Source organism: Solibacillus sp. FSL W8-0474, from assembly GCF_038004065.1.
Lineage (GTDB): Bacteria > Bacillota > Bacilli > Bacillales_A > Planococcaceae > Solibacillus > Solibacillus faecavium.
Genome location: NZ_JBBOQJ010000001.1, coordinates 1,316,225 through 1,342,494 on the forward strand (window position 1 = coordinate 1,316,225; position 26,270 = coordinate 1,342,494).

Consider the following 26,270-nt stretch of genomic DNA (forward strand, 5'->3'; position numbering starts at 1 on the left):
TTGAAACAGACTTTTCATTATTTTATATTTTTACTACATCGGAGAACACTGCCTTAACCCCCAAGGCCTGCATCTGACGGGCTATTTTGTCATCATTGACTGTATAGGCTCTTACAATAACACCGTTTTTAATAGCTCGCTGTATAATTGACCGCATGCCATAGTAGTAGGGGATATGAATGGCTTCACTGTTAAAATTCTTCACATATTCTTCCAGATTTACTACGAGCGATGCAAATAGCAGCGCGGTTTTGACGTTAGGCATAATTTGTTGGAAACGTGCAATGCTTTCATGGTTGAACGAAGAGATGATTATACGTTTTTCTAAATCAAAAGCATGAATCTCGTTTGCGATAAGTGCCTCAATACCTGGATATTCAAAAATATCTGATTTTATCTCGATATTAATAATGTGATGTGTAGGCTTGAATACATCTAACACTTCAGTAAGGGTAGGAATTGTTTGGCCTGCAAATTCAGGAGCAAACGAAGCACCAAAATCAAAAGTACGAAGTTCCTGCAATGTCATATCTTTTACAAAACCTTTGCCATTGGACGTGCGATTGATTTTTTCATCGTGAATCACAACTAATTGATCGTCTTTCGTTAAATGGACATCAAACTCCACGCCCCACACGTCTAATTTTGCTGCTTCTTGAAAAGCGATGAGCGTATTTTCAGGATAATTTGCACTGTATCCGCGATGGGCAACAATATTCATTTATTTACCTACCTTCCTATTTTTCACAGGCAATGCCATCTTTATCTCGGTCGCTTTTGATGTTTAATTTATATAATTCAGCAGAGACGAACGGTTGGTGCTTTGTTTTACCGCCTTTATTCTTAACATTTGCCGCTTTTGCAACTCCGCCTTTATAAACAACATTTAGTTCTGAACAGTTTTTGTATTCGACTAACTTCACTTTACTTTTTGTAGCTGCTTCGGCTTCAATTGTGGAAAATGATAGGGGACCAATAACGAAAGCGCTTAGTAAAATTACTGAAATAAATTTTTTCAATGAAAATTCCTCCTGAAAAATCATTTTTCTACATTTTACCAAATAAATAAGCGAATTCACAAGGGAGGCTGTGAATTCGCTTATGACTAACCCATAATATGATAACCGCTATCGATATAAATCGTTTCGCCTGTCACGCCACGAGATAACTTGCTTAACATAACGATTGTCATATCAGCAACTTCCTCTTGGTTCGTGTTGCGTTTTAACGGAGCTGTTTCTTCGATTTTGTGTAAAATTTGATTGAAGCTTGGTACACCTTTTGCTGCTAATGTACGAATGGCACCAGCTGAAATGGCGTTTACACGAATATTATCTGCACCAACATCTGCTGCTAGGTAACGCATCGAAGCTTCAAGTGCTGCTTTAGCAACGCCCATTACATTATAGCCGTCAAGAACTCGCTCAGCACCTAAATAAGTCATCGTCACAACAGATCCGCCATCCGTCATGTAAGGTTTGGCTGCTTTTGTTACAGCGATTAAAGAGTATGCACTCGTATCCTGTGCAAAAGCATATCCTTCACGCGTAGTTTCAACAAAACGATTGTGCAGATCTTCTGCGTGTGCGAATGCCACTGAATGGACGATTCCATGAATGACTTTATATTGTTCCCCAATTTGAGTAAAGGCCGTTTCGATGCTCTCATCACTATTAACATCACATTCAAAAACAGCTGTATTGTGGTCCTCATAACCTGTTAAAAGTTTTTCGATTTTTCCTTTAGAACGTTCTTTGCGATATGTAAAAATAACATTTGCGCCTACTTCAAAAAGTTTTTTCGCGATACCCCAGGCGATACTTCTTTCATTGGCTACACCCATTACAACTATATTCTTGCCTTTTAACTCCAATAAATCCATAACGACACCCCTAAAATAGTTAGTTATTATTAGTACCTGCTACTAATAATAACTATAACATCTCTAATAATGATGCGCAATATGAAAAAAAGAAAAATAAAAGTGATTCTTTAATAAAAATTAAAGAATCACTTCGTTTGCTTACGTATTATTCAAATTTTAAAGAATCGCCATCAAACGTTTCTTCAGCCACTTTAATAGAATCTGTTGGGCAGCCTTCAAATGCATCTTGCATGTCTTCTAGTAGATCCTCTGGAACTTCAGCAGTACCCATGTTATCATCTAAAATAACGAAAGCGATACCTTCATCATCATAGTCATAAATATCTGGTGCAGCAGCGCCACAAGCGCCACAAGCGATACATGTATCTTTATCTACGATTGTATATTTTGGCATTGTTACCTCTCCTTTATCCGTTCGTTTCCATAAAGCTCTTATTTATTCTAAATGTGTTTTCAGCACTTTTCAACCTAATACTACGAAAATGAGGGATTTGATATGCTAATCCAACAAATTCTTTTGAAAATATTATATACATTCCAACAAGAAAGAACAATTTCGGCTGCTTTCCATCTTTTAAAAGGTAAAAGATCAGGGCAGACCATTCATGATGTAGGGTTATATAATCTTTATCCTTTTTTTGGTCTGCTACCAAAGCTTACACGTCAAAAATTTGATGAGCAGATTGATTTATTATTTGCTAAAAATGCTATTTTAATTGAAGAGAGCGGCTATTATAGCATCACGGATTATGGAAAACAACTTGCGGCACAAGCATTTCCTTTTCCAGTCTCTTTTGATAGTTGGCATTATCGTGGAAACGAGCATCTTTTTTTTAGTCGGATATCACTTATTGTGCAAAGTTTGTCGCATCAGCTACACCAAAAAAATACGTTTATTCCGATCGAAAGGAATGAACAAACACAGCAATGGGTGCGCAAGTTTTTAGTGCGCCATCATTACCAAAACCGATTGCTGCAACAGGCACTACATACTGAAATATCATCAAGTCTTTCGCAGCTTGCAATAGAAGAAAACATTAAAGATTTAATGATCTATCGATTATCAGGCTACAACGAACCTGGTTTTACGTGGCAACAGCTGGCATTTGGTTATGAAATGCAGGAAATGGATGTCCAACTTCTTTATATAAGCGGACTACATGCATGGCTAAATGAGCTGTATCAAAAAACAACCCTTTATCCATTATTGCATGAGATCATGCATAATATTCGTGTCGAAGTGCTGTTGACTTCTTCAGCCAATACAACTGCAAAGCTTTACAAAGTTGGAAAAACGATTGAGGAAATTAGCCATATCCGTCGTTTGAAAATCAATACGATTGAAGATCACATTGTTGAAATGGCGATGAACGTAATGGATTTTTCAATTGAGCCATTTGTAACGATTGAAGATCAGCAGCAAATTTTAGCGGCAGTCGAAGATTACGGAACGAAACGTTTAAAAACATTGAAGGAAATATTACCGCATCTAAGTTATTTTCAATTAAGGCTAACATTGGCGAAAGGAGCTATTACAACATGAATTTACAAGGCGCTTTAAAACAATATTTTGGATATGATGCATTTCGACCAGGGCAAGAAGAAATTATCGGAAATATTTTAAAGGGAAACGATGTTGTTGCCATTTTGCCGACTGGTATGGGGAAATCCCTTTGTTATCAACTACCGGGGTATTTATTTCAAAAACCTGTTTTAATTGTATCGCCACTTTTATCGCTTATGCAGGACCAAGTTGATCAGTTGAAACAAATGGGTGAAAAACGGGTCGTAGCCCTCAATTCTTTCTTAACAATGGAACAAAAAAAATACGCCCTTCATTTTTTGCAGGAGTATCGCTTTATTTTTATCTCCCCTGAAATGCTGCTGCAACCTCAAGTAAAGGCGCGTATCCAGGAGATAGAGCTCTCACTGATCGTAGCGGATGAAGCTCATTGTATTTCACAATGGGGTTTTGATTTCCGTCCTGATTATTTACGTATTGGAGAAGTGCTCCCACAATCAAACCGCCCGCCAATACTTGCATTGTCGGCAACAGCTACTGACACGGTGCTCCGGGACATAAAATCGTATTTAAATATGAATGAACCTTTTCAATATATGCACACGGTAAACAGGGGAAATATTCATTTAGTAAAAAAAGTGTTTACACATCGAGAAGAAAAGATTGAATGGATTATTGAACATGTGAAAAGTACAGCGGGACCTGGAATCATTTATACACAATCTAGGGCTAAAGCCGAATCGATTAGTTTGCAACTCATTCAGCAAAATGTTGCCGCTGCTGCCTATCATGCCGGAAAGGAAGCACAGGATCGCCAATTTATCCAACAGCAGTTTTTGGCAGGGAAACTTGAGTGGATTGTCGCAACAAATGCATTTGGGATGGGGATCCATAAAGAAAATGTACGACAGGTAATTCATGAAACAATGCCGGCTACTTTGTCCAATTATATGCAGGAAATTGGTCGGGCAGGGCGAGATGGAAATTCCGCTGTCGCTTTTTTGCTATATTGTGATGGGGATGAACAATTTTCTAAATTTATCGCTACTGAAGATTTGCCGAAAGAAGTGCATATTGAGCGATTTATGCAAACCGTCGCTGCAGGCCAACAGCCAGAATCGTTACTTACAAATGGGGAATTGTCGGAAGTCGTATTTCGTGTTTTAAGTTATTGGCTGGCGCGGGAGTCTCCTGAAAAAGTAAATAGTAGAATGCAGGAAATACAGCTGAAAAAGTTTGATGAAGTGGAGCTTGTTCTAAAGCTCATTACACATGAAGAATGTATGCGAAGACAAGTAGTTCGTTACTTTGGACAGCACTTAATAGAGCAGCAGGAAAATTGCTGTACAAACTGCGGAATAGAATTATCTAACCTTGTTCAAAAGAGAGATCTATCGAAAGAAACTGTGAAAATGACAAATTGGCAACAACGCTTGGACAAATTACTACTACGAAACTTGTAATCTACTCGCGAACCGTTTACTTTTTTGGAGAAATTCGTCATAATAAAGTTATATTTTTAGTAGTTGGAGGGGTGCAGAACATGGCAAAAGAGGATTACCGGGAGAAGGTAGAAGAGCATCGCCAAGAGATTGACCTACATAACGAGTCAGGTTCAAAAGTGTCTCGTGTTAGCAGACATCGAAAAAAGAGTGCAAAAAAACAATCAAACCCAATGATGACGATCTTAACGGTTGTCTTAATATTTATTCCCCTAACAATTTTAGGGTACGTCTGGCTTATATATGAACCAAGCACATCCGCAAAAGAAAGTGCAAGCGGTGGGGAAGAGAATTTAGTGGAAATTCAAAAGCAAAATCCACAAACTCCGGCATCTATTAACAGCGATGAGGACAAAAAAGACACAGACGAAGATCAAGCAACTGAAAAAGCCAAAGTCGATGACGAAAAGGTAGAAAAAGAACGCTTAGCAGCTGAAGAAGCCAAAAAAGCTGAAGAAAAATTGGCTAAAGCAAGAGCTGAAAAAGATGCTGCAGAGGCAAAAAAAGCCGAAGAAGCACAAAAGGTTGCAGCTAAAAAAGCAAAAGAACTTGAGGAAAAGAAAAAAGCAGCAGCTAAAGCGGAGCAAAAAACTCATACCGTTTCTTCATCGGACAACTTATATCGAATTGCGTTAAAGTACTACGGTAACGGTAGCCCTGCATATATTGAAAAAATAAAAGCTGCCAATAATTTATCATCTGATAGTATTACAGCTGGGCAAGTTTTAGTAATCGTTCCATAAAAGCAGTAAAACATTTCGTATATCGATATGTAAAAAAGACGATCCGTTTTGGTGCTCGTCTTTTTGTTTGTTAAGAAAACGTTAAAAATGGATATTGTATAAGTAGTATTTGCTTTTATATTGGAGGATTGCGCATGGTTTTTATTGGGATTATCGGGAGTGTTTGTATCATACTGCTGCTTTTTATGTATATGCAGGCACATGAAAATAACCTTCGTATGCATGAAGTACATACAATAGGTAAACAACAGGAGAAGGTGCATTTGTTTTTTATTTCCGATACACATGCTCGTAAAATTGATAAAACGATGATTACATCAATAAATAAAAGAGTAAGTGCGGTCATAATTGGCGGAGACTTCGTAGATCGCCGTACAACAGAAGAGACTTTCCTTCATAATATACGGCTTGTTAAGCAACTCGGACCAACCTATTTTGTATGGGGGAATAATGATGTTGAATTTGGAGAACATAAGCTTCGCCAACTATTAAAGAAGCACGAAATTAGAATACTTGAAAATGAGTCGATTAAGCTGGCTAGCGAGAATGGCTTAACAATCAGTGCGGTTTCGTATCGGCCAGGTGAAGGAAATATTCAACGTGCAATCGATAATTGCTTGGAGTCTCAAACAGTATTCATTGCCCACAACCCTGAGTTATTTAAGAAAGTTCATCAAAAATTTCAACCTATACTTAGCATTGCCGGACATTTGCACGGGGGACAGATTCGGCTGGGGAAATTGGGTGTCCAACCGCATGGGTATTTTAAAAAAGTTCAAAACCGCTATGAACTAGTAAGCAACGGCTATGGCACAACCCTCTTACCATTACGATTCGGCGCAAAGCCCGAGTGTCATTTAATAGAAATAAATTTCAAAGAGAAGTCTTTGTAAAATAGAAAAGAGCAGTATAATAAGGTTATTGTATTTGATTAAGGAGCTGTTACTATGCAAAAGGTAGACGCAATCATTGTCGGTGGAGGTCCATGTGGATTATCAGCAGCGATTGAACTACAAAATATCGGATTGTCACCACTTGTTATTGAAAAGGGGAATATCGTCAATGCGATATACAATTATCCAACACATCAAACATTTTTCAGTACGAGTGAGAAGTTAGCCATTGGTGATGTGCCATTTATTATTGAAGAACGAAAGCCAAAGCGTAATCAGGCACTTGTCTATTATCGTGAAGTGGTGAAAGCGAAAAAAATTCAAGTCAATCGTTTTGAAATGGTGAAAAGTGTAGAAAAAACAAACGGTTTATTTACCGTACAAACTGATAAAGATATTTATGAAACACCTTATGTAGTTATTGCTACAGGCTATTATGATCATCCAAACTATTTAAATATTCCGGGTGAGGACTTGCCGAAAGTTCATCATTATTTTAAAGAAGGTCATCCTTTTTTTGATTTAGACGTTCTCGTTATTGGAGGCAAAAATTCGGCGATCGATGCTGCGCTGGAGCTTAACAAAGCTGGGGCACATGTAACGGTCATTTATAGAGGCAATGATTATTCACCAAGCATTAAGCCATGGGTACTGCCAGAATTTTTGGGACTTGTCCGCGAAGGTGAAATTACGATGCATTTTAATACAGAAGTAAAGGAAATCCGTGAGACAGAAGTAATTTTAGAGATAGAAGGAGTTACCGAAACTGTAGGAAACGATATTGTCTTTGCAATGACTGGCTATCATCCGGACCACCGATTTATAAGTGCAATGGGTGTTCATATTGATGATGAAACAGGAAGACCGGCTTTTAATCCCGAAACGATGGAAACGAATATCGAAAATTTATTCATTGCCGGAGTTATAGCAGCAGGCAATAATGCCAATGAGATTTTTATTGAAAATGGTCGCTTCCATGGAGGGTTAATCGCAAAAAATATCGCAAATGAAAAACTACATAAGGGGTGAATTTTTTGAAGAAAAAAGTAGTGCTAATCACCACAGGTGGTACAATTGCTAGTACGCGAAACGATAAAAATAAGCTGGAATCCGGTAAGCTTGATGGACAGGCAATTTTATCGATGTGCCAGCTTGAAAATGATATCGATATTGAATTAATTGATTTATATCAAATCCCGTCGATGCATATGACATTTGAAAATTTAAATCACTTGAACAAAACCATCACAAAAGTCTTTCAAGATCCTTCTGTAAGTGGAATTGTGGTGACACACGGGACAGACAGTCTAGAGGAAACTGCCTATTTTTTAGAGTTGACATTATATGATGAACGCCCGGTTATTGTGACAGGTTCACAAAAATCTCCTGAAGACATCGGAACGGACGTCTATTCTAATCTACGTAATTCCTTATTGGTGGCATCAAGTGATGAGGCAAAAAATATAGGCATTTGCGTAGTATTTAATGAAAAGATTCTGCATTCAAAGTATGTAAAGAAAACACACTCATCAAGTATTAACGGGTTTGGTGCTATTGGTTACGGGATGCTAGGTTTTATTGATAATGATGAGGTTGTAATCTATCAAAAGCCAACGCATAAAGAAGTGTATGCAATAAAAGAAAGCTATCCTACGGTAGAAATTGTTTTTGCTTATTTAGGAGCTGGCTCAATTATTTTAAATGCTCTTTATGAAGCTGATATTGAAGGAGTAATTCTTGTCGGTGCAGGACGAGGTCAGGTGGCACCTCAAATGATGGGTGCAATCGAAAAACTTTGTCAAAAAGGGACAAAGGTCGTTTTGACAACATCGACAGAGGAAGGGCGCGTATTCCCTACATATGATTATTATAGTAGCGCTAATAATCTAAAAGATACTGGTGTTATTATGGGGGGCGACTTTGACCCGAAAAAAGCCCGTTTAAAACTTCTGTTGATGCTTGCAAATGGCGATACGAATTATGCTTCTTTTATGCAATGATATCTAAAACTCGGTTAGAAATTACCGAGTTTTAATTGTTTTTATACAAATATTGGATACTGGTAACTATGATTAAATAAATAGTGATATACTATTTAGAACTTGAGAATCGAAAGGAGCCGGCCACATGTTTATAGTTTTATCTGCAGCAATTGCGCCGGGTCTAGCCCTTTTAAGCTATTTTTATCTGAGAAATCAAATGGATACAGAGCCAAGGCGTACATTATTTCAAGCGTTCATTTATGGCGCAATTATTACGTTCCCGGTTTTATTTTTGCAATTCGTTTTAAAGGAAGAGGAAACATTTTCGAACCCTTTTTTTATTAATGTCATTTTTACGAGTTCGATTGAAGAATTGGTAAAATGGCTCATCATTCTGGCTGTTATTTTACGGCACGTCGAATTTGATGATCCGTACGATGGTATTTTATATGGTGCAGCTGTGTCACTAGGGTTTGCTACTGTGGAAAATGTGATTTTTCTGTTATCGTTTGGACTTGACCAGGCGTTCATGCGGGCACTTTTACCAGTTTCAAGTCATGCTTTGTTTGGCGTGGTTATGGGATATTATTACGGGAAAGGGAAGTTTTCGAGCGAAACAATTATGAAGAAATATATTGCGCTTGCTTTATTTGCCCCAATTGGACTTCACATTATATATAACTCCATTCTATTGTTGGAAGAGTATTTCATGTATGCAATGTTGCCGTTTATGTTATTCCTTTGGACGTTTGCACTTCGTAAGGTTAAACAGGCGCACGAGCATTTAATAGATCATTTATCCCAAAGCGGGGATACATAATAGGTTTGATACAAATTATTTGTATCGGGCCTTTTTTTGTTGCGTAAAAAAATGCAATTTGTTTAAAAGTAAATTGTTCACTATTTTATGAACGAAATGTATTTTTCGGATGTATAAACTTTTTAATTAACTCCATCCTACTAAAAAAGGAGTGGAAATGACATTGAAAAAGATTGTATTATTCATACTCATTTTGTCAGGTAGCTTTGCAAGTCATACAATTGCATTTTCAGATCAAGAAGTGCAGCGTGGTGCTTTTGGGGATGATGTGGTAGAACTACAGGCACGATTACAATATTTAAGCTTTTATCATGGCAAAATTGACGGGAAATTTGGATATGGAACGTATTGGGCTCTACGTAATTTCCAGGAACAATACGGACTTCCGGTAGATGGAATCGCGGGTCAAAAAACGAAAGAAAAGCTTGTAAATAACTCTGATTTTGATAGAGCCTTTGTGCATGAGCAAATTAATGCAGGTAATCAGTTTACGTACTATGGAGGTATGCCTCTGAAAGACCAAGTGAAAAAGAATAACACAACTGCAAGCACAGGCTCAGGATCGGGAGCGGACAAAGGATCTGGAACAGGTGCTAATTTGACGGACTCTATGCAATTACCACCAGGGTATTCGGAACAGGATTTGCAAATACTAGCAAATGCTGTTTACGGAGAAGCACGTGGTGAGCCCTATGAAGGACAAGTTGCTGTAGCAGCGGTAATTTTAAATCGTTTAGAATCTCCTGAATTTCCGGATACTATTTCGGAAATTATATTCCAGCCTTTAGCTTTTACAGCAGTAGCAGATGGACAAATTTGGCTTACTCCGAACGAGCGTGCTAAACAGGCTGTTCTTGATGCAATTAACGGCTGGGATCCGTCAGAAAACGCTCTTTACTATTTCAATCCTGTAACAGCGACAAGTAAATGGATATGGTCAAGACCTCAAATCAAACAAATCGGCGAACATATATTTTGCTTATAAAAGGGTGTGAATTATGAGAAACTTTGCATATTTATTAGGGTTATTCGTTGTCATATTAGGATTTGTATCGTTTGACTTATTTACTCAAAACAAACAGCTTGAACGATCGGTTTTTGCCGCCCAAACAAGAGATTTATCAGCGGCAACTGAAAAATTGTCAACGTTACATTCAACAGTCGAGCAATCTTTAATATTTCAAGATGAAAAAGCGTTAAATAATGAATTAGATTCAATTTGGCGCATGAGCAGTGATTTAAGGAAGTCTGTAGCCAATTTGCCGATACAGCCGGAAGTTCAAAATGAATGGATGCGCTATTTAGGAAAAATTGGTGATAATGCAAAGCAAGCGGCAGTAACAGGTGATTATGAAAATTGGCGCAAAAAGATGAATACTGTTGCCGCTAATTTACATGCGTTTGCAGAAGAATGGAACACTGCAACGGTAGCATTTTATGAAAATGATGGCGACATGAAAAAATGGTCAAATAACCATACAACTGATCTAAGTGAATCACCATTTATGAATGTTTCGAAACAATTAAAAACATATAATGAAACTGATTTTCCTTTAACTGCCAGTGAGTCTGATTATGAAAAAAAGCGAGACTTACAACATATAAAGGATGAGAAAATCACAAAAAGTGAGGCAATTAAGAAATTCAAAAATTTCTTCCCAAATATTGATGATGCCCTTGTTACTGTCACAAAAAGCAGCGATGATGCCCCATATCCTTTTTATCATATACAATTTATCCATGGTTCGAAAATTGGTTATGCTGATATAACAGAAAATGGCGGTCATCTTCTTTCATTTTTATTGGAAAGACCGGTGAAAAAACATCCATTATCACATGAAGAAATTTTGAGTACTGCCGAAAAATTTATGAAAAAGGTCGGCTATTCTGACGTAAAAATTGCCGAATCAAGAGAAAATCACGAGGCATGGCATTTTGTATTTTCAAGAGTACACGGTGAAGATGAAGCGCTTGTATATCCGGATAGTATCCAGGTAAAAGTAGCAAAAGACAATGCTGAAATTTTAGGTATCAATGCTATGGAATATATACAGGAAGAAAAAATACCGACTCAAGGTGAAGTACCAATAGATTGGGAAAAATTCTTTTCCGACCAAGTTTCTGTAGAAGAAACGAAAAAAATCTATACAGCTAACAAAAGTCTAGAGCTACGTAAATGTTATGAAGTAATTGCAAGATTAAATAATAAATCCAATGATACTTTCCGTATTGTAATTGATGCAGAAACACATGAAGTAATTAAGAACGAAAAGTTAAATTAGTGAACCAATTGTAAAAATATAGCTAAATTCCCTTTCCCGTGAGATAATGGATTATCATAATATTTGTAACGGAGAGAGGCAAATGGAACTTAAGATTGGAACACAATTAACATTAGAGCCAACATATACGGAAAGAATAGAAAAATTCAAATGTCGTGTAGTGGAAAAACACAACAATATGATTTTTATCGATTATCCGATTAATTTAGCAACGAAGAAAACAGCTTTTTTAATAGATGGTGCACAATTTCGAGTGACATTCAGTACGGAAGCAAAGGAAACCTACTCCTTTAATACCGAAGTTTTAGGGCGTAAAGGAGGGGATGTTCAGATGATCATCCTCTCCCATCCTGCTGCTGATGAATTCATAAAAATACAACGTCGAAAGTTTGTCCGTGTAGAAACACCTGTAGATATTGCAGTTGAACATGAAGGACAGAAATTCCAGTTTGTGGCTGAAGATATTAGTGCTGGCGGTATTTTAATACGCTTGAAAACCCCGGTGAATTTTATTGAAGGTGATATGGTGAATACTTTAATTGTATTGCCGTTTGCAAATGGAGAGATTCGATACATTGAGACAAACTCCGAAGTAGTCAGAGTTTTCGAGCGGGATGGAATTCAAGTAGCGTCATTACAATTTGCAGACACTGAGGATTTTGATAAACAGCAAATTGTGCGCTTCTGCTTTGAGCGTCAAGTGTTAATTCGAAAAAAAGAAATGAACGAAATATAAAAACATGAAGATCTGAAAAGTACCCCACTTTTTAGATCTTTTTTAGATAGATAATTAAAAGTGTCTACAAAAATATCCAAGTAAAATTTAGATTGAAATGAAGTTAATATTTTTCAGGTTATGATACAATAACTACGGAAAGTAGGGATTTAATTATGGTTAAAAAAATTCAAATTGCAATTGATGGTCCAGCCGGGGCAGGTAAAAGTACAATTGCAAAAATAGTGGCCGAAACGCTTCAATTTACGTATATAGATACAGGAGCAATGTATCGTGCTGTTACGTATAAAGCTTTGAATGAAAACATACAATTACATGACGCAAAGTCTATAGAAACGATGCTGCAAAATACAACAATTATATTAAAGCCATCAGAGCAGGGGCAAATTGTTTTTGTAGATGGACAAAATGTGTCTGAAGCAATCCGTTCAAATGAGGTAACTGCAAATGTTTCGGAAGTCGCGGCTCACGCAAATATTCGTGAAATACTAGTTTCAATGCAACAAAAGCTGGCAGCGGATGGTGGAGTTGTGATGGATGGACGAGATATCGCAACACATGTATTAAAAGATGCGGAACTTAAAATATTCATGTCGGCAACTGTAGAAGAACGGGCACGCCGTCGTTTCCTTGATAACGAACGAAGAGGAATTCCTTCTACAATTGCAACATTGCAACAGGAAATCGCACTCCGGGACAAGCTTGACAGTGAGCGTGAGGCTTCACCGCTTATTCAGGCAGAAGATGCACTATTTTTGGATACAACACATTTAACAATTCAAGAAGCTGCACAGGAAATTATAGAATTAGCACAACAAAAAATGAGCTAATTTATATGGTTATCCTATGTAACGCATGAAATTTCTGAAAATAAAGGGTTATTTTTTGTCTTTGTCGATCATTTGGAATAAAATAAAGGTGGATAATGCGAAGGAGGGCTACATATGTCTGAGGAAATGAATTTAGGGTTAAACCAAAAATTTCAAGAAGGAGATATTGTGAAAGGTGTCGCTGTACAAGTTGAAGAGAAGTCAGTGACAGTTTCTATCGAGGGGGCACCTTTTGATGGAATTATACCTATTAGCGAACTTTCAAGCTTACACATTGAAAAAGCTTCCGATATAGTTTCAGTTGGAGATCAGCTTGAGCTAATCATTACAAAAGTTGAGGAAGAAAATTTTGTTTTATCAAAGCGAAAAGTCGATGCACTTCAAGCATGGGATAAGCTAAAAGAAAAATTCGAATCCGGTGAAATTTTCGAAACGGAAATTAAAGATGTTGTAAAAGGCGGACTTGTCGTAGATTTAGGCGTTCGTGGTTTCGTTCCCGCATCACTAGTAGAGGATTATTTTGTAGAAGATTTTGAAGACTATAAAGGAAAGACTTTACGATTAAAAATTACAGAATTAGATAAAGACAAAGGTCGACTTATTTTATCTCATCGTGCAGTACTTGATGAAGAAAAAGCTTCGAAAAAGCAACAGGTTATTCAAAACATCAATCAAGGCGATGTATTGGAAGGTACGGTTCAACGTTTGGCAAAATTCGGTGCTTTTATTGATTTAGGCGGCATTGATGGGTTAGTTCATATTTCGCAAGTTGCTCATGAGCATGTAGAAGATATTTCTACCGTTTTACAAGAAGGACAAGCCGTAACAGTAAAAGTCCTGTCAGTTGATATTGAAAATGAGCGTGTATCGCTATCAATTAAGGATACATTACCTGGTCCGTGGACAAACATTACGGAAAAGGCTGCAAAGGGCACTGTATTAACGGGTACCGTTAAACGTCTTGTTACATTTGGTGCATTTGTTGAAGTATTCCCGGGAGTTGAAGGTCTAGTTCACATCTCCCAAATTTCACATAAGCATATTAATACACCACATGAGGCATTGAAAGAAGGACAAGAAGTGGAAGTTAAGGTGCTGGAAGTGAATGCAGATGAAAAACGTCTTGCATTAAGCATTAAAGCATTACAGGAAGATTCAGATGCAGAAGAGGATTTCGATTATGAGCTTCCTGAAGAAAATAAAGGATTCTCTTTCAGCGATGTTATCGGTGACCAGCTGAAGGGCTTCAAAAAACAATAAATCAAAGACTGCCCATGTAAGCAATGCTTATGTGGGCATTTTTAATCTTGTTTACGGATAGTTAAAATTGAGTGGGGAAAAATAAAGGACTGTCAACCACTCAGCTTTTTACTAGGTCGACAGTCGAAGGGCTTTGATTAATATTTTCTAGTTATTTCGAATCGGAGGAGCAGTTTCCTGCGGAGTTAGCTCTCTAATTAATACGGGAACAGGGTGGTCAAAACCTTCTTTATTTTCAAGTCTTACAGCATACAGTGATTGGAGCGCTTGATGATCTTCTGGGCGGAAGGTCATAGTACCCTTTGGCGATTCAAAGCTCATTCCCTCCATTGTCTCAATAAGTTGGTCTGTATCGGTATTTCCCTCTGTTTTCTTTAATGCTTCAACTATTGCTAAGGCGGCGCTCATTCCACCTGGTGTGAAAAGGTCTGGTACCTCTCCATTAAATTTCTTTTTGTGTTCTTCTACAAGCCATGTGTTTACTTGGTTGTCCGGTAACTCATGATAATACACCGTAAAACCTTCCATTCCGACTAAAGGTATCATCGTTGGAAAAGTTGCTATATCTGCAACACCAGTAGAGATTTTAATCCCTTTTTCCTGAACTTTCATATCACTGATTTGCCCCCAAGGTGTATTTGAGCCAGCCCAGATAACATATAAATAATCAGGTTTTATACCGATAATCTTTTGAATATTAGAAGTGAAATCTGTAGCGGCAGGATCCACATATTCTTCATGAACAATATCTGCTCCTAACTTGATCGCTGCTTCTTTAAATGCAGCAACCCCATCTTGTCCGAATGAGTAATCAGGGGCAAGGGTTGCTATTTTGACTCCTTTTTTAGCGATAGCAGCTGCACCCGCAACCGCATCTTGAGATGAATTTCGTGCTGTACGGAAAATATACTTATTGAATTCTGCACCAGTAATACTATCTGCAGCAGCTGGCTCTACAACCATTATTTTTTCATATTCCTCTGCAAGCGGTAAAACAGCTAGTGTGTCACCGGAGCTAGAAGAACCTACAAGAAAATCAACTTTATCTTCTTCTAACAGTTTGGTAGCTTTTTGTACTGCTACCTCAGCTTTTGTTTCTGTATCTTCGACAATAAACTCAAGTTTACGACCTTCAACTTCCATTGTTCCATTCGTAGCGTACTCAAGACCAAGCTCAAAGCCTTGAACAGATTGTTTTCCGTATGATTCCAAACCACCAGTTAAAGATGCAAGCACTCCAATTTTAATAGGTATAGCATCTTTCGCTTCAGCCCCCTCTACATTTTCACTTTCATCAGCACTGCATCCAAGGACAAACAATAGAAGTGATAAAAATAGACCTAAATATATATTTTTGCTAGTAAAAATTTTCACTTTCTTCCTCCTCAGTCTTTGATTTTTTTTAATGTTGTCGCTGCCCATGTGTAACCTGTTCCAGCACTGACCGCAACAATGATGTTCCCTTTTTTTAGTCTATTTTCTGTCTCAGCCAAATGGAGACCCACAAGCGGATCCAGGGATGACATATGACCATAATGGTCGAGATATACTGCTTTTTCTTCGGAAAGCTTTAGTCCGTCTAAAATTTGATGAAACATCGACTTTTTTGTATGCAATGGAAGAAGCATATCAATATCCTGCAACGTATAACCGCTTTTTTCTACCGATTCTTTTACTACCTTTAAAAAATTAGCTACCGATATAGGATCAAGCCGTTCTTTCATATCTGCAGGATCTTTTACATCGATGAAATGAAGATTCTTATTAACTGTTTCAAGGGAAGCGGGAAGAGCAGAACCTCCAGCTGGTACACGTATATCGTCGTGGAACGAACCGTCTGTGTATATGGATGATTCTAAAATTTCAAATTTGCCATTACCTCTTGATAGAAGGGTAGAGGCACCCCCATCAGCAAAATTGAACATAAATCTTGACCGAGGATTTTGATAGTCTATAATTTGTGATTCTTTACATCCTCCGACTAGTAAAACTTGGTTAATTGTAGTATCAGAAGTTAACATATCTTTTGCAACTTTTAGTGTGATAGGAAAACAAGAGCTTACATTCATTATTTCAAAGGCATACGCATTTTTTGCGCCAAGCTTATGTTGGATTTTTGGTGCACTGGACCAAACACCATAGTCTTTATAAGGACTTCCAAAATATATAACCACGTCTATAAGCAGCGGGTTTACCTTCTCTAGTATTGGCAATGCTGCATTAATCGCCATATCGGAAGCATGCATGGAGGAATCAGCCACATGTTTCTCGTAGAGACCGAATTTCTGTATTATTACTTCTTCTGGAATACCTGTTTTCTCACCTAGTATCCGAGCTGTTTCAACATCGGGTGGAAAATATGTGCTTGTATGAACGATTTGTATCATATTTTTTTACCCTCCTTTGGCATCATCATTTTTGCTTCCCCTTGCAACACAACAGTATTATCCTGTTTTCGGCAAATTGTTTCGAGTCGAAGAATTCGCCGGTCTGAGTCGATTTCTAAAATTTCCGCACTGGCAGTTATCGTATCTCCTATGAAAACCGGCTTTAGAAATTTTAGCGTTTGCTCTAAAAAAACCGAACCTTTTCCAGGAAGTTCCATGCCTAAGAGCCTGGATAAAAATGAAGTAGTTAATAAACCATGTGCAATTCTCTGTCCAAATCTTGTATTTCCAGCATATTCCTGATCAACATGAACAGGGTTATAGTCACCACTTAAACCAGCGAACATGACAATATCAGTCTCGGTAACTGTTCTGCTAAAAGTCGCTTTCTGTCCAACAAAAAAATTCACCATTAATTCACCGCTTCTTCTACGTAATATTTTTTTAAAGTTAGTTTATCGATTTTCCCTGTCGCATTCTTCGGTAAAGCGCTTACAATTTTAAAAAGACTTGGAACTTTATATCTTGCTAACTTTTTAGTGCAAAATTCTTTTAACTTTTTGTCAGTTAAGGTTGTCTCTTCTTTTAATACAATAAAAGCAATTGGTGTTTCGCCCCATTTATTATGAGGAACTCCGATAACTGCTGCCTCCACAACATCACCAATTTCATAAATCACTTTTTCAATCTCTAATGGATAAATATTTTCACCACCTGATATAATCATTTCTTTTTTTCTACCAACAATGTAAACAAAGCCGTCCTTGTCTTGTCTTACAATATCGCCCGTTGCAAACCAACCATTCTGAATTGCCTTTGCTGTTTCATCAGGGAGTTTATAGTATTCCTTCATGACATTCGGTCCCTTTACAAGCAACTCACCATAATGACCAGGTGAAACATCTTTTGCATCTTCATCCACTATTCGGATTTCCGTAAACATAACTGGTTTCCCAATCGAACCAGCTTTATGATGAAAATCTTCCTCTGATAATAAAAATACAGTAGGGGAGGTTTCAGTGAGACCATAACCTTGCCCGAAGCTAATGCCTTTTTGTATATACCAATGGATTAGCTCTTCAGGACAGGGAGCACCTCCGTTATAAAAAAAACGTACAGAGGTCAAATTTGTTTTTTCAAAGTTAGGGCTTTTCCGTAAAGTATCATGAATAGTTGGGACGCCCATAATAATGGTTATTTTATATTTCTCTATATACTCCAGTGCTTGCTCAGGACTAAATCGCTCCGGTACAATAACTGTTCCTCCAGCTAACAGAACGGGTAATGTGAATAATCCAATTCCACCAATGTGGAAAAGAGGTAACAACGTTATAACTTTATCTTTTGAAGTGATATCGAGACTTAACGTATTATTGATTGCATTCCAAAACATATTTTCTTGGGTTAAAACAGCTCCCTTAGGCCTGCCAGTTGTACCGGATGTATAACAGATAATGTAGGGAGCTGCTGAATCAATTTCTATAGGTGTGAGCGGCTCTGGATGTGCGATGTTAATCGTTTTAAATGTTAATAAAAGAAAGTTTGTTCGGGTTAACAACTCTTTACCTTTTTCATAGTTGTCATGGTCAACAATGAGTGTTTGAAGTCCGCTATCTTTAAGTTGATATTCTAACTCGTCTTCAGTTAGACGGATATTAAGTGGAACAACGACAGCATTGAGTTTTGCCAATGAAAATAATAAAATGATAAAATCAATGCTATTCATCGATAAAATACCAACCCGGTCGCCTTTTTTAATAGAGTAAGTGGATTGTAATACGCCGGCATATCGGTTAACCATGCTGCTCATTTCCAGATAAGTAATTTTTCTCTGGGCATCGATTAAAGCTAGTCTACTCGGTGTAATAATGGAACGCTGATCAATCCAATGTGATATTCCCTTCAATTGAATCACTCCTGCAGTTATTTTCGTAAACCTTGGAAAATAAGGGCTATTGCATCTTCTAACAAATCCTCTGGTACGTCTTTATCCTCCCAGTAAATCCATCTCATCCCTAAAAACTGACTAATACCCATTAAACAATAAGCAATAGTTTCGGAATCGTATTTCTTTATTTCCTCTTTACCAATTGCTTCTTCCAATCCTTTAATGTATCCGGATGCTAAGCGCTCGTAATACCAGCGATAGAGTTTTTCATCCACAAGAACTGTTTGCTGAATTATACTGTACAAATTCCGATGATTTTTTACCCAGGAAAAGAATGTACGGAAGCCAATTCTTTGGGACTCCTCAAAACTACCTGCCGTCTTAATTGCATTTCTAATTTCACTTCTAAATGTGTGGCTCATGTTACGCACAAGCTCTTCGAAAATTGACTGCTTAGAAGGGAAGTAATTATAAAAGGTCCCCTGCGCTACATTGGCCTTTTGTGTAATATCAACAATGGACGCATTAAAGTACCCTTTTTCACCAAAAACTTCTTCTGCAATCGTTAGTAAGTGCTGCCGTGTCTTTTCTCCTTTCTTTGTAAGTGGTTGGGAATTGGTAGACAAATTTAACATTTCTGACATATGAATCACCTCTCAGTTTTATAATATTCTTGATATTCAGAAAATACAACATGTTTTTAAAATAGCTTTTAATTCTTTTTATTACTTTACAATTAAAGATTAAATAACAAGTCTCACATACAATAATTCCATTTAGAATGTTGTGAAAAAATGATATAATAGTCAAATTCGTGTATAATACGGAAAGACAAGAGTTTGGAAGGATGAAGTACAGATGACAAAACCAGTAATCGCCATCGTAGGACGTCCGAACGTAGGTAAATCGACAATTTTTAACCGAATTGTCGGAGAACGTGTATCGATCGTGGAAGATATTCCAGGTGTAACACGTGACCGTATTTATAGTTCGGCTGATTGGTTAGCACATGAATTTAATATTATCGACACTGGTGGTATTGAAATTGGGGACGAGCCATTTTTAGAGCAAATCCGCCAGCAAGCAGAAATCGCTATTGATGAGGCGGATGTTATTATTTTCATGACAAATGGTCGTGAAGGTGTAACTGCTGCGGATGAGCAAGTAGCAAAAATTTTATATAAAACAAAAAAACCGGTTGTTTTGGCCATTAATAAGATCGACAACCCGGATATGCGTCATATGATTTATGACTTCTATTCATTAGGTTTCGGTGAGCCTTGGCCAATTTCCGGTTCACACGGTTTAGGTTTAGGGGATTTACTAGACGAATGTGCAAAACACTTCCCGCAACCAGATGAAGAACAATACGATGAAGATACGATTAAATTCTCATTAATTGGGCGACCAAATGTTGGGAAATCTTCACTTGTAAATGCCTTTTTAGGTCAAGATCGTGTTATTGTAAGTGAAATTCAAGGGACAACTCGTGATGCAATTGACTCTCCGTACTCACATGATGGGCAAGATTATGTCATTATTGATACGGCGGGTATGCGTAAAAAAGGGAAAGTCTATGAAACAACAGAAAAGTATTCTGTGCTACGTGCACTGCGCGCAATTGAACGTTCTGACGTTGTTTTAGTCGTTCTGAATGCAGATGAAGGCATTCAAGAACAGGATAAAAAAATCGCAGGCTATGCACATGAAGCTGGTAAAGCGGTAATTATCGTTGTAAACAAATGGGATGCAATTGAAAAAGACGAGAAAACGATGAATTTATTCACAGAACAAATTCGTGAGCATTTCTTGTTCTTGGATTATGCACCAATCGTTTTCGTTTCGGCAAAAACGAAACAACGCGTACTCAATATTCTACCTATTATAAAACGTGTTAGTGAAAACCACGCGATGCGTATTCAATCATCTATTTTAAATGAAGTAATTGAAGATTCCATTGCACGTAATCCAGCACCAACAGATAAAGGGCGTCGTTTACGTATTTACTACGCAACACAAGTGGCGATTAAACCACCAACATTCGTTGTATTCGTAAATGAACCTGAAATGATGCACTTCTCATACGAGCGCTTCTTGGAAAACCGTATTCGTGAGACATTCGATTTCGAAGGTACTCCAATACGTCTTATTACACGTGCTCGTGACTAATTAAATGTACAGAGCGCTAGTTTATGAAAATGAACTAGCGTTTTTGTACATAAAGGGAATTTAGCTTGAAGTAAATTATATTAAGAAACTTTAAGTAGATTTGGGGGTTTATTAATGGAAAATGTAGTAGTTTTAGGCGCAGGCTCCTGGGGGACTGCACTTGCAATCGTTTTGGCGGAAAACGGACATAATACGTTAATTTGGTCACATCGGGAAGATCAGGCGAACGAAATAAATGAACAACATACGAATAAAAAATATTTACCTAATACAGTACTGCCACAGAATTTAAAGGCAACTGCTAATTTGGAAACAGCAGCAAAGCATGGCTCAACAATCGTCATGGCTGTACCAACAAAAGGAATCCGCGAAGTTTGCGGAGAAATTTCAAGCTATATTACAGACAAGGCTTTATTTGTCCATGTTTCAAAAGGAATAGAACCGGATACTTTAATGCGAATTTCTGAGTTGATGAAAGAAAGCCTGACATCTGATGCTGTTAGTGACATCGTCGTTCTATCAGGACCTTCCCATGCTGAGGAAGTTGTGCTGCAGCATCCAACAACGGTAACTGCGGCTTGCAGAAATCTGAAGGCAGCGGAAAAGGTGCAAGATCTGTTTATGAACCACTATTTGAGGGTGTATACAAATGATGATGTCATTGGTGTCGAAATAGGCGGGGCGCTAAAAAATGTAATTGCACTTGCAGCTGGTATGACGGATGGTCTTAATTTTGGAGATAATGCAAAAGCGGCTCTTATTACACGTGGATTAGCGGAAATAACACGTCTCGGTGTAAAAATGGGTGGGAATCCTTTTACATTCGCTGGGCTGACAGGAATGGGCGACTTAATCGTAACTTGTACGAGTGTGCATTCACGTAACTGGCGGGCTGGTAATATGCTTGGCAAGGGAATGAAGCTTGATCAGGTATTGGAAGAGATGGGGATGGTCGTAGAAGGCGTACGTACGACGAAGGCAGCTTATCAGTTATCCAAAAAATACGAAGTTTCCATGCCTATTACATCAGCGCTGTACGATGTGTTATTTAATGATATGGAACCAAAAGCATTAGTTGAATCTTTAATGCTGCGAACGAAAAAAAGCGAAATCGATGAAATGAGCTAATCAGCTTATTTAAACATAGAGAAATCTATAAAATTTAATAATTTGTCACAAATAGGGAGGGATACTTGTATGCCTCCTGTTTTTTTTTACCTGAAAAGGCTATAATTATTAGCGGAATATCCGTGAAAATTTATAGGAAGGCGGTTTTAGCATTGCAACACGTTCTACTATTGATGAATCCGATGTCAAATCTACTATTAAACTCTGCACGTGGTCCTTTAGCTACTATGCATGCATTGGATGTTATGTGGGTTTCGTTTTATTCAATTGGCTTATTATTAGCATCATTATTAATTATCACAGCAGTCCGTAAATGGATACATAATACGTTTTTATCGTTTTTATTTAAACTTGTTGCCTATGTAATGTTTTTTATCGGCACATTATTGATGGTACTTGTCATATTAACATGGCCGAACTAAGGTAGGGGGAATACATATTATGAAATTTTCAAAATGGTTTGTGCTATTATCCATCATCACGTTGCTTTTATCAGGGTGTGGCTCCTCAACTAACTTCGATCAATCTAGTCTAAGACCTGATGTCGATATGCTTGCGGGTGTCCAGCGGGCTGTTAATGAGTACCGGGAAGATACAGGGGTATTGCCAATTAAAACGCGTGACCAGGACACAGACATTTTTATTAAATATTTAATTGACTTTGAAAAACTTGTTCCAAAATATATTGGTTCGCCGCCGGGGAATGCATATGAAAAGGGTGGAATTTTTCAGTATATTATTTGGAATCCGGAAGAAAACCCAACTGTGAAGCTTGTTGATTTACGTACGCCTGAACGTTTACGTGAAATCAATATTCGATTTAAAGGGACGAAATATCCCCAGTTTAAAGATAAAGTGGCCGAGCATGTTTATACAGTTAACTTTGAAAATATTGGCTATAAAGAAAATGTGACAGTTCAGAGTCCTTATTCGAATAATCAATTACCAATTGTTGTATCGGCTGAAGGAGATTTATACGTCGATTATTCGATTGATTTATATACGTATATGAAAGATAACGATATTGTCGCGCAGCCTGGTGACGACATTCGGGAAATTTTAGTCGATAATTTTCCGGTAGTACCAGCATATTCACTTCCATACACGGTAGATGAAAACAATGAACCAATCATTTGGTATGATCCAACAAAAAAAGAAAAATAACAGAAAAGGTGTACAAAAAGGTGAAACTTTTAGTACACCTTTTTTCATATTTAAAAACGAATATACATATAGTGTTTTGATAATGAATACTTTAACTGGAAACAGAAGATTAAGGCATATAAAGGAGGCAATACGATTAGCGAGCATATTTTTCAGCAACTGGCGGAACGTACGAATGGTGATCTTTATATTGGTGTAGTAGGACCAGTTCGTGTTGGTAAGTCGACGTTTGTTAAAAAGGTCATGGAAGGCGTAATATTGCCTAATATTGAAAATGCGGAAGACCGTATGCGTGCGATGGATGAGCTTCCCCAAAGTTCTCCTGGACCTACGATCATGACGGCAGAGCCGAAGTTTGTCCCAGCTCAGGGTACAACTGTTGCATTTGGAGAAAGTGCAATACCTTTCCGTGTAAGATTTGTTGATTGTGTCGGATATGTAATTGAGGGAGCAAAGGGTTATGAAGACGAGTCAGGACCAAAATATGTGCAAACACCATGGCATAATGAAGCAATTGCGTTTCAGGAAGCTGCGAAAATTGGGACAGATAAAGTTATTCGTGACCATGCCAATATCGGAATTGTCGTAACGACAGATGGAACGGTAAATGGAATGTCACGGGCTGCTGTAGAAAAAGCGGAGCAGCAAATTATTGATCAGCTTACAGAAATCGGAAAGCCGTTCGTAATTGTGCTTAATAGTACAGCCCCACATTCGGCTGAAACACAGAATCTACAACAAGCACTCGTTCAAAAATATGATGTACCTGTAATCCCGACTGCTATTCAGCAGATGCAATTAAACGATGTTATGATGATTTTGCAAGAAGCATTATTTGAATTCAATGTAAATGAGATTCAAGTAGAGAAGCCGGATTGGTTGGATGTGTTAGATGAGCATCATCATTTAAATGAAACATTATCATTTGCTACATCACAATTACAAGATGATGCGATGAAAATTCGTGATGTAGAAGCAGCAAGTCAATTGCTCCGTGAAATTGATTTTATAGAAAGCTGTACAGTGGAAAATATTGATGCCGGGCAAGGTATTGCAACGTTGCGTGTCAATATCCACAATGACTATTATAAAGAAGCGTGTGCAGAATGGCTCGATAAACCAGTTGAATCGAAAAAAGAATGGCTCTTGTTTATAAAGGAGGCAGCAGAAGCCAAAGCGGCGCAAAGCAGATTCCGTGAAGCCATTGAACAGGCGAAGGAAGATGGTTATGGTGTGACATTGCCTGCAATGGACGAATTTACTCCAAGTGAGCCTGAATTGATTGAACAAAATAATTTTTATGGTGTACGAATGAAAGCAACTGCCCCATCCTACCATATTATTCGTATTGATATGGAAGCGGAGTTTTCGCCATTAATCGGCTCAGAGTTTCATAGCCAGCATTTGCTGAAGGATTTGAAGCATGCATTTGAATATGATCGCCAGGCATTATGGCAAACTCAATTATTCGGTACACCTTTACATGAAGTATTAACAGAAAGTATCCGCTATAAAATGAGTGGTGTCCCGACTCATGCGAAAAACAGAATGCGTTTAATGTTGGAAAGATTAATAAATGAAGGAGAAAGAGGTTTAATTACATTTATTATTTAAATTTCAATATAAAATTATGATTGAAAAATTACAGGACCGTTCACTTTTATAGGTGAATTGTCCTGTAATTTCTGTTTTCTTTGCAAAAAAAGTTAAAATATCAACGAAACATGGATGAATTCAGTTGCGTAGCGGTTTTGTGTATGTTAATCTTTTTACAGGATTTAGATTCATGACCCTTTGAGAGGAGGTGAATGGTGTGAATAAAACAGAATTAGTTAACTCTGTTGCTGAAGCTGCAGGTCTTTCTAAAAAAGACGCTTCTAAAGCAGTTGAAGCTGTATTTGATACAATTCAAGATGCTCTTGCAAAGGGTGACAAAGTACAATTAATCGGTTTTGGTAACTTTGAAGTTCGTGAGCGTGCAGCGCGTAAAGGTCGTAACCCACAAACAGGTAAGGAAATCGAAATCGCTGCTTCGAAAGTACCTGCTTTTAAACCAGGTAAAGCACTTAAAGACGCTGTAAAATAAATCAGCCTCTAGAAGTACATAGAGTAGCTCTCAGTCTAACTGAGAGCTACTCTTTTTTGATGCCTGGAAACTGATAGGGTGGCGTGCTTTTCAATAACCGTATACTAAGTTTGGCATTCGTCTCGGCTAAAGTGCATAGACCCCTGTTATATCGCTTCGGACTAGCGAATTGGTTTCTGAATTGAACTAGGAATTTAGTGCTTCGGTTCATTTCTTTTTGTTTTTGAATAACTATGCTAAAAAAAGTAGAACTCTTTTGAACTTACGCGTTTAATGTGCTACGATTCAAGAGTGTATTTTATAACGAAAATAATAGCATTTAATGAAAATAAATATAGATAGACGTATACATAAAAACGTTTTGGTTTGTAGGAGGACCTGATTTCCATGGCAAATGTCGATTTGAAAAAGATAGAAGACGCAGTAAAAATGATTTTAGAAGCAGTAGGGGAAGATGTAGAGCGTGAAGGATTACTTGATACGCCAAAACGTGTTTCAAAAATGTATGCAGAAATGTTCAGTGGTTTAAATGAAGATCCACGTGATTATTTTAGTACAGTTTTTCATGAAGACCACGAAGAATTTGTATTAGTAAAGGATATCCCGTTCTACTCTATGTGCGAGCATCACTTAGTTCCTTTCTATGGCACAGCACATATAGCATACATACCAAAAGACGGTAGAGTAGCCGGTTTAAGCAAACTGGGACGCTGCCTGGAATCTGTTGCACGACGTCCACAGCTCCAAGAACGTATTACTTCTACAGTAGCAGATACTATTATGGAAATGTTAAACCCTAAAGGAGTTTATGTTGTTGTTGAGGCGGAACATATGTGTATGACGATGCGCGGGTTGAAGAAACCTGGTTCTAAAACGGTAACAGCTGTCGCGCGCGGCATTTATGAAGAAGATGATACAAAGCGCAACGAAGTGATTACTTTCATCCAAATGAAATAAACCGGACAAATATGGTATTATAAACAAAGAAATTAA

At 37.7% G+C, this 26,270-nt stretch carries 28 protein-coding genes; 19 read left to right on the plus strand and 9 right to left on the minus strand.

All coding sequences use genetic code 11. From position 1 onward, the window contains the following. Positions 1-22: 22 nt before the first annotated feature. The 4 genes from NYE67_RS06415 to NYE67_RS06430 form a co-directional block, all read right to left on the minus strand. Complete coding sequence (locus NYE67_RS06415; protein WP_340729509.1) at positions 23-721, minus strand: glycerophosphodiester phosphodiesterase; 699 nt, start codon at positions 719-721, stop codon at positions 23-25. A gap of 16 nt (positions 722-737) precedes the next feature. Beyond that, the gene (locus NYE67_RS06420) at positions 738-1,019 is read right to left on the minus strand and encodes an excalibur calcium-binding domain-containing protein (protein WP_340727418.1); all 282 of its coding nucleotides are present in this window, start codon (positions 1,017-1,019) and stop codon (positions 738-740) included. An 86-nt stretch (positions 1,020-1,105) separates the two neighbouring features. Then, a complete protein-coding gene (locus NYE67_RS06425) occupies positions 1,106-1,882 on the minus strand; it encodes an enoyl-ACP reductase FabI (RefSeq protein WP_340727419.1) in 777 nt (258 codons plus the stop codon). Between the two features lie 148 nt (positions 1,883-2,030). Continuing rightward, a complete protein-coding gene (locus NYE67_RS06430; protein WP_191698195.1) occupies positions 2,031-2,279 on the minus strand; it encodes a ferredoxin in 249 nt (82 codons plus the stop codon). 102 nt (positions 2,280-2,381) lie between these two features. On the opposite strand from NYE67_RS06430, the gene NYE67_RS06435 reads away from it, so the two are divergent. The 12 genes from NYE67_RS06435 (at position 2,382) to rpsA (ending at position 14,455) form a co-directional block, all read left to right on the plus strand. Continuing rightward, entirely contained in the window at positions 2,382-3,428 is a 1,047-nt protein-coding gene (locus NYE67_RS06435) for a helix-turn-helix domain-containing protein (RefSeq protein WP_340729510.1), read from the plus strand. Then, positions 3,425-4,870 carry a RecQ family ATP-dependent DNA helicase gene (locus NYE67_RS06440; RefSeq protein WP_340729511.1) on the plus strand — a complete coding sequence of 482 codons (1,446 nt, stop codon included), beginning with the start codon at positions 3,425-3,427 and terminating at the stop codon, positions 4,868-4,870. Before NYE67_RS06435 ends, NYE67_RS06440 begins: the two co-directional genes overlap by 4 nt. Positions 4,871-4,950: 80 nt before the next feature. Then, a complete protein-coding gene (locus NYE67_RS06445; protein WP_340729512.1) occupies positions 4,951-5,652 on the plus strand; it encodes a LysM peptidoglycan-binding domain-containing protein in 702 nt (233 codons plus the stop codon). A gap of 134 nt (positions 5,653-5,786) precedes the next feature. Further along, complete coding sequence (locus NYE67_RS06450) at positions 5,787-6,545, plus strand: metallophosphoesterase (protein WP_340729513.1); 759 nt, start codon at positions 5,787-5,789, stop codon at positions 6,543-6,545. Between the two features lie 54 nt (positions 6,546-6,599). Then, positions 6,600-7,574, plus strand: coding sequence for a YpdA family putative bacillithiol disulfide reductase (locus NYE67_RS06455; protein ID WP_340729514.1), 975 nt, complete (start codon positions 6,600-6,602; stop codon positions 7,572-7,574). Positions 7,575-7,579: 5 nt separating this feature from the next. Further along, entirely contained in the window at positions 7,580-8,545 is a 966-nt protein-coding gene (locus NYE67_RS06460) for an asparaginase (protein ID WP_340729515.1), read from the plus strand. Between the two features lie 127 nt (positions 8,546-8,672). After that, a complete protein-coding gene (gene prsW, locus NYE67_RS06465; protein WP_340729516.1) occupies positions 8,673-9,347 on the plus strand; it encodes a glutamic-type intramembrane protease PrsW in 675 nt (224 codons plus the stop codon). 157 nt (positions 9,348-9,504) lie between these two features. Then, positions 9,505-10,332 carry a spore cortex-lytic enzyme gene (sleB, locus tag NYE67_RS06470; protein WP_340729517.1) on the plus strand — a complete coding sequence of 276 codons (828 nt, stop codon included), beginning with the start codon at positions 9,505-9,507 and terminating at the stop codon, positions 10,330-10,332. A 13-nt stretch (positions 10,333-10,345) separates the two neighbouring features. After that, positions 10,346-11,629: a PepSY1/2 domain-containing protein gene (locus tag NYE67_RS06475; protein ID WP_340729518.1), complete on the plus strand. Its 1,284-nt coding sequence runs from the start codon at positions 10,346-10,348 to the stop codon at positions 11,627-11,629. 82 nt (positions 11,630-11,711) lie between these two features. Continuing rightward, a complete protein-coding gene (locus NYE67_RS06480) occupies positions 11,712-12,365 on the plus strand; it encodes a flagellar brake protein (RefSeq protein WP_340727429.1) in 654 nt (217 codons plus the stop codon). A gap of 155 nt (positions 12,366-12,520) precedes the next feature. Further along, positions 12,521-13,195, plus strand: a complete 675-nt coding sequence (cmk, locus tag NYE67_RS06485; RefSeq protein ID WP_340729519.1) for a (d)CMP kinase — start codon at positions 12,521-12,523, stop codon at positions 13,193-13,195. A 114-nt stretch (positions 13,196-13,309) separates the two neighbouring features. Beyond that, complete coding sequence (rpsA, locus tag NYE67_RS06490; protein WP_340729520.1) at positions 13,310-14,455, plus strand: 30S ribosomal protein S1; 1,146 nt, start codon at positions 13,310-13,312, stop codon at positions 14,453-14,455. 147 nt (positions 14,456-14,602) lie between these two features. Here rpsA and NYE67_RS06495 read toward each other — a convergent pair whose 3' ends face one another. From NYE67_RS06495 to NYE67_RS06515, 5 genes are read right to left on the minus strand one after another with little or no spacing between them, the layout of a single operon-like run. Continuing rightward, positions 14,603-15,829 carry a substrate-binding domain-containing protein gene (locus tag NYE67_RS06495; RefSeq protein ID WP_340729522.1) on the minus strand — a complete coding sequence of 409 codons (1,227 nt, stop codon included), beginning with the start codon at positions 15,827-15,829 and terminating at the stop codon, positions 14,603-14,605. A gap of 11 nt (positions 15,830-15,840) precedes the next feature. Beyond that, positions 15,841-16,842 carry a 3-oxoacyl-ACP synthase gene (locus NYE67_RS06500; protein ID WP_340729523.1) on the minus strand — a complete coding sequence of 334 codons (1,002 nt, stop codon included), beginning with the start codon at positions 16,840-16,842 and terminating at the stop codon, positions 15,841-15,843. Beyond that, the gene (locus NYE67_RS06505; protein WP_340729524.1) at positions 16,839-17,255 is read right to left on the minus strand and encodes a MaoC family dehydratase; all 417 of its coding nucleotides are present in this window, start codon (positions 17,253-17,255) and stop codon (positions 16,839-16,841) included. The genes NYE67_RS06500 and NYE67_RS06505 overlap by 4 nt, the downstream gene beginning before the upstream one ends. Next, positions 17,255-18,748 carry an o-succinylbenzoate--CoA ligase gene (gene menE, locus NYE67_RS06510; protein ID WP_340729525.1) on the minus strand — a complete coding sequence of 498 codons (1,494 nt, stop codon included), beginning with the start codon at positions 18,746-18,748 and terminating at the stop codon, positions 17,255-17,257. The genes NYE67_RS06505 and menE overlap by 1 nt, the downstream gene beginning before the upstream one ends. Positions 18,749-18,765: 17 nt before the next feature. Further along, complete coding sequence (locus tag NYE67_RS06515) at positions 18,766-19,374, minus strand: TetR/AcrR family transcriptional regulator (RefSeq protein ID WP_340729526.1); 609 nt, start codon at positions 19,372-19,374, stop codon at positions 18,766-18,768. 214 nt (positions 19,375-19,588) lie between these two features. Between NYE67_RS06515 and der the strand changes: the two genes are divergently transcribed. The 7 genes from der to folE all read left to right on the plus strand — a co-directional run bounded on the left by der (position 19,589) and on the right by folE (position 26,234). Beyond that, positions 19,589-20,899 carry a ribosome biogenesis GTPase Der gene (gene der, locus NYE67_RS06520; RefSeq protein ID WP_340727432.1) on the plus strand — a complete coding sequence of 437 codons (1,311 nt, stop codon included), beginning with the start codon at positions 19,589-19,591 and terminating at the stop codon, positions 20,897-20,899. A gap of 114 nt (positions 20,900-21,013) precedes the next feature. Continuing rightward, positions 21,014-22,027: an NAD(P)H-dependent glycerol-3-phosphate dehydrogenase gene (locus NYE67_RS06525; RefSeq protein WP_340729527.1), complete on the plus strand. Its 1,014-nt coding sequence runs from the start codon at positions 21,014-21,016 to the stop codon at positions 22,025-22,027. Between the two features lie 173 nt (positions 22,028-22,200). After that, the gene (locus NYE67_RS06530) at positions 22,201-22,449 is read left to right on the plus strand and encodes a DUF2768 domain-containing protein (RefSeq protein WP_340727434.1); all 249 of its coding nucleotides are present in this window, start codon (positions 22,201-22,203) and stop codon (positions 22,447-22,449) included. Between the two features lie 19 nt (positions 22,450-22,468). After that, on the plus strand, positions 22,469-23,191 hold the full coding sequence (locus tag NYE67_RS06535) for a hypothetical protein (protein ID WP_340727435.1): 723 nt from the start codon (positions 22,469-22,471) through the stop codon (positions 23,189-23,191). A 135-nt stretch (positions 23,192-23,326) separates the two neighbouring features. Beyond that, on the plus strand, positions 23,327-24,805 hold the full coding sequence (gene spoIVA, locus NYE67_RS06540) for a stage IV sporulation protein A (RefSeq protein WP_445683383.1): 1,479 nt from the start codon (positions 23,327-23,329) through the stop codon (positions 24,803-24,805). A gap of 199 nt (positions 24,806-25,004) precedes the next feature. Next, positions 25,005-25,277, plus strand: coding sequence for an HU family DNA-binding protein (locus NYE67_RS06545; protein WP_004232618.1), 273 nt, complete (start codon positions 25,005-25,007; stop codon positions 25,275-25,277). 387 nt (positions 25,278-25,664) lie between these two features. Continuing rightward, the gene (folE, locus tag NYE67_RS06550) at positions 25,665-26,234 is read left to right on the plus strand and encodes a GTP cyclohydrolase I FolE (protein ID WP_191698173.1); all 570 of its coding nucleotides are present in this window, start codon (positions 25,665-25,667) and stop codon (positions 26,232-26,234) included. The last annotated feature ends 36 nt before the right edge of the window (positions 26,235-26,270 follow it).

Bases quoted from the DNA above. Each gene is read 5' to 3' on its own strand.
- NYE67_RS06415 (WP_340729509.1), bottom strand. From the start codon at position 721: ATGAATATTGTTGCCCATCGCGGATACAGTGCAAATTATCCTGAAAAT.
- NYE67_RS06425 (WP_340727419.1), bottom strand. From the start codon at position 1,882: ATGGATTTATTGGAGTTAAAAGGCAAGAATATAGTTGTAATGGGTGTA.
- NYE67_RS06430 (WP_191698195.1), bottom strand. From the start codon at position 2,279: ATGCCAAAATATACAATCGTAGATAAAGATACATGTATCGCTTGTGGC.
- NYE67_RS06435 (WP_340729510.1), top strand. From the start codon at position 2,382: ATGCTAATCCAACAAATTCTTTTGAAAATATTATATACATTCCAACAA.
- NYE67_RS06440 (WP_340729511.1), top strand. From the start codon at position 3,425: ATGAATTTACAAGGCGCTTTAAAACAATATTTTGGATATGATGCATTT.
- NYE67_RS06445 (WP_340729512.1), top strand. From the start codon at position 4,951: ATGGCAAAAGAGGATTACCGGGAGAAGGTAGAAGAGCATCGCCAAGAG.
- NYE67_RS06450 (WP_340729513.1), top strand. From the start codon at position 5,787: ATGGTTTTTATTGGGATTATCGGGAGTGTTTGTATCATACTGCTGCTT.
- NYE67_RS06455 (WP_340729514.1), top strand. From the start codon at position 6,600: ATGCAAAAGGTAGACGCAATCATTGTCGGTGGAGGTCCATGTGGATTA.
- prsW (WP_340729516.1), top strand. From the start codon at position 8,673: ATGTTTATAGTTTTATCTGCAGCAATTGCGCCGGGTCTAGCCCTTTTA.
- sleB (WP_340729517.1), top strand. From the start codon at position 9,505: ATGACATTGAAAAAGATTGTATTATTCATACTCATTTTGTCAGGTAGC.
- NYE67_RS06475 (WP_340729518.1), top strand. From the start codon at position 10,346: ATGAGAAACTTTGCATATTTATTAGGGTTATTCGTTGTCATATTAGGA.
- NYE67_RS06480 (WP_340727429.1), top strand. From the start codon at position 11,712: ATGGAACTTAAGATTGGAACACAATTAACATTAGAGCCAACATATACG.
- cmk (WP_340729519.1), top strand. From the start codon at position 12,521: ATGGTTAAAAAAATTCAAATTGCAATTGATGGTCCAGCCGGGGCAGGT.
- rpsA (WP_340729520.1), top strand. From the start codon at position 13,310: ATGTCTGAGGAAATGAATTTAGGGTTAAACCAAAAATTTCAAGAAGGA.
- NYE67_RS06500 (WP_340729523.1), bottom strand. From the start codon at position 16,842: ATGATACAAATCGTTCATACAAGCACATATTTTCCACCCGATGTTGAA.
- NYE67_RS06505 (WP_340729524.1), bottom strand. From the start codon at position 17,255: ATGGTGAATTTTTTTGTTGGACAGAAAGCGACTTTTAGCAGAACAGTT.
- NYE67_RS06515 (WP_340729526.1), bottom strand. From the start codon at position 19,374: ATGTCAGAAATGTTAAATTTGTCTACCAATTCCCAACCACTTACAAAG.
- der (WP_340727432.1), top strand. From the start codon at position 19,589: ATGACAAAACCAGTAATCGCCATCGTAGGACGTCCGAACGTAGGTAAA.
- NYE67_RS06525 (WP_340729527.1), top strand. From the start codon at position 21,014: ATGGAAAATGTAGTAGTTTTAGGCGCAGGCTCCTGGGGGACTGCACTT.
- NYE67_RS06530 (WP_340727434.1), top strand. From the start codon at position 22,201: ATGAATCCGATGTCAAATCTACTATTAAACTCTGCACGTGGTCCTTTA.
- NYE67_RS06535 (WP_340727435.1), top strand. From the start codon at position 22,469: ATGAAATTTTCAAAATGGTTTGTGCTATTATCCATCATCACGTTGCTT.
- folE (WP_191698173.1), top strand. From the start codon at position 25,665: ATGGCAAATGTCGATTTGAAAAAGATAGAAGACGCAGTAAAAATGATT.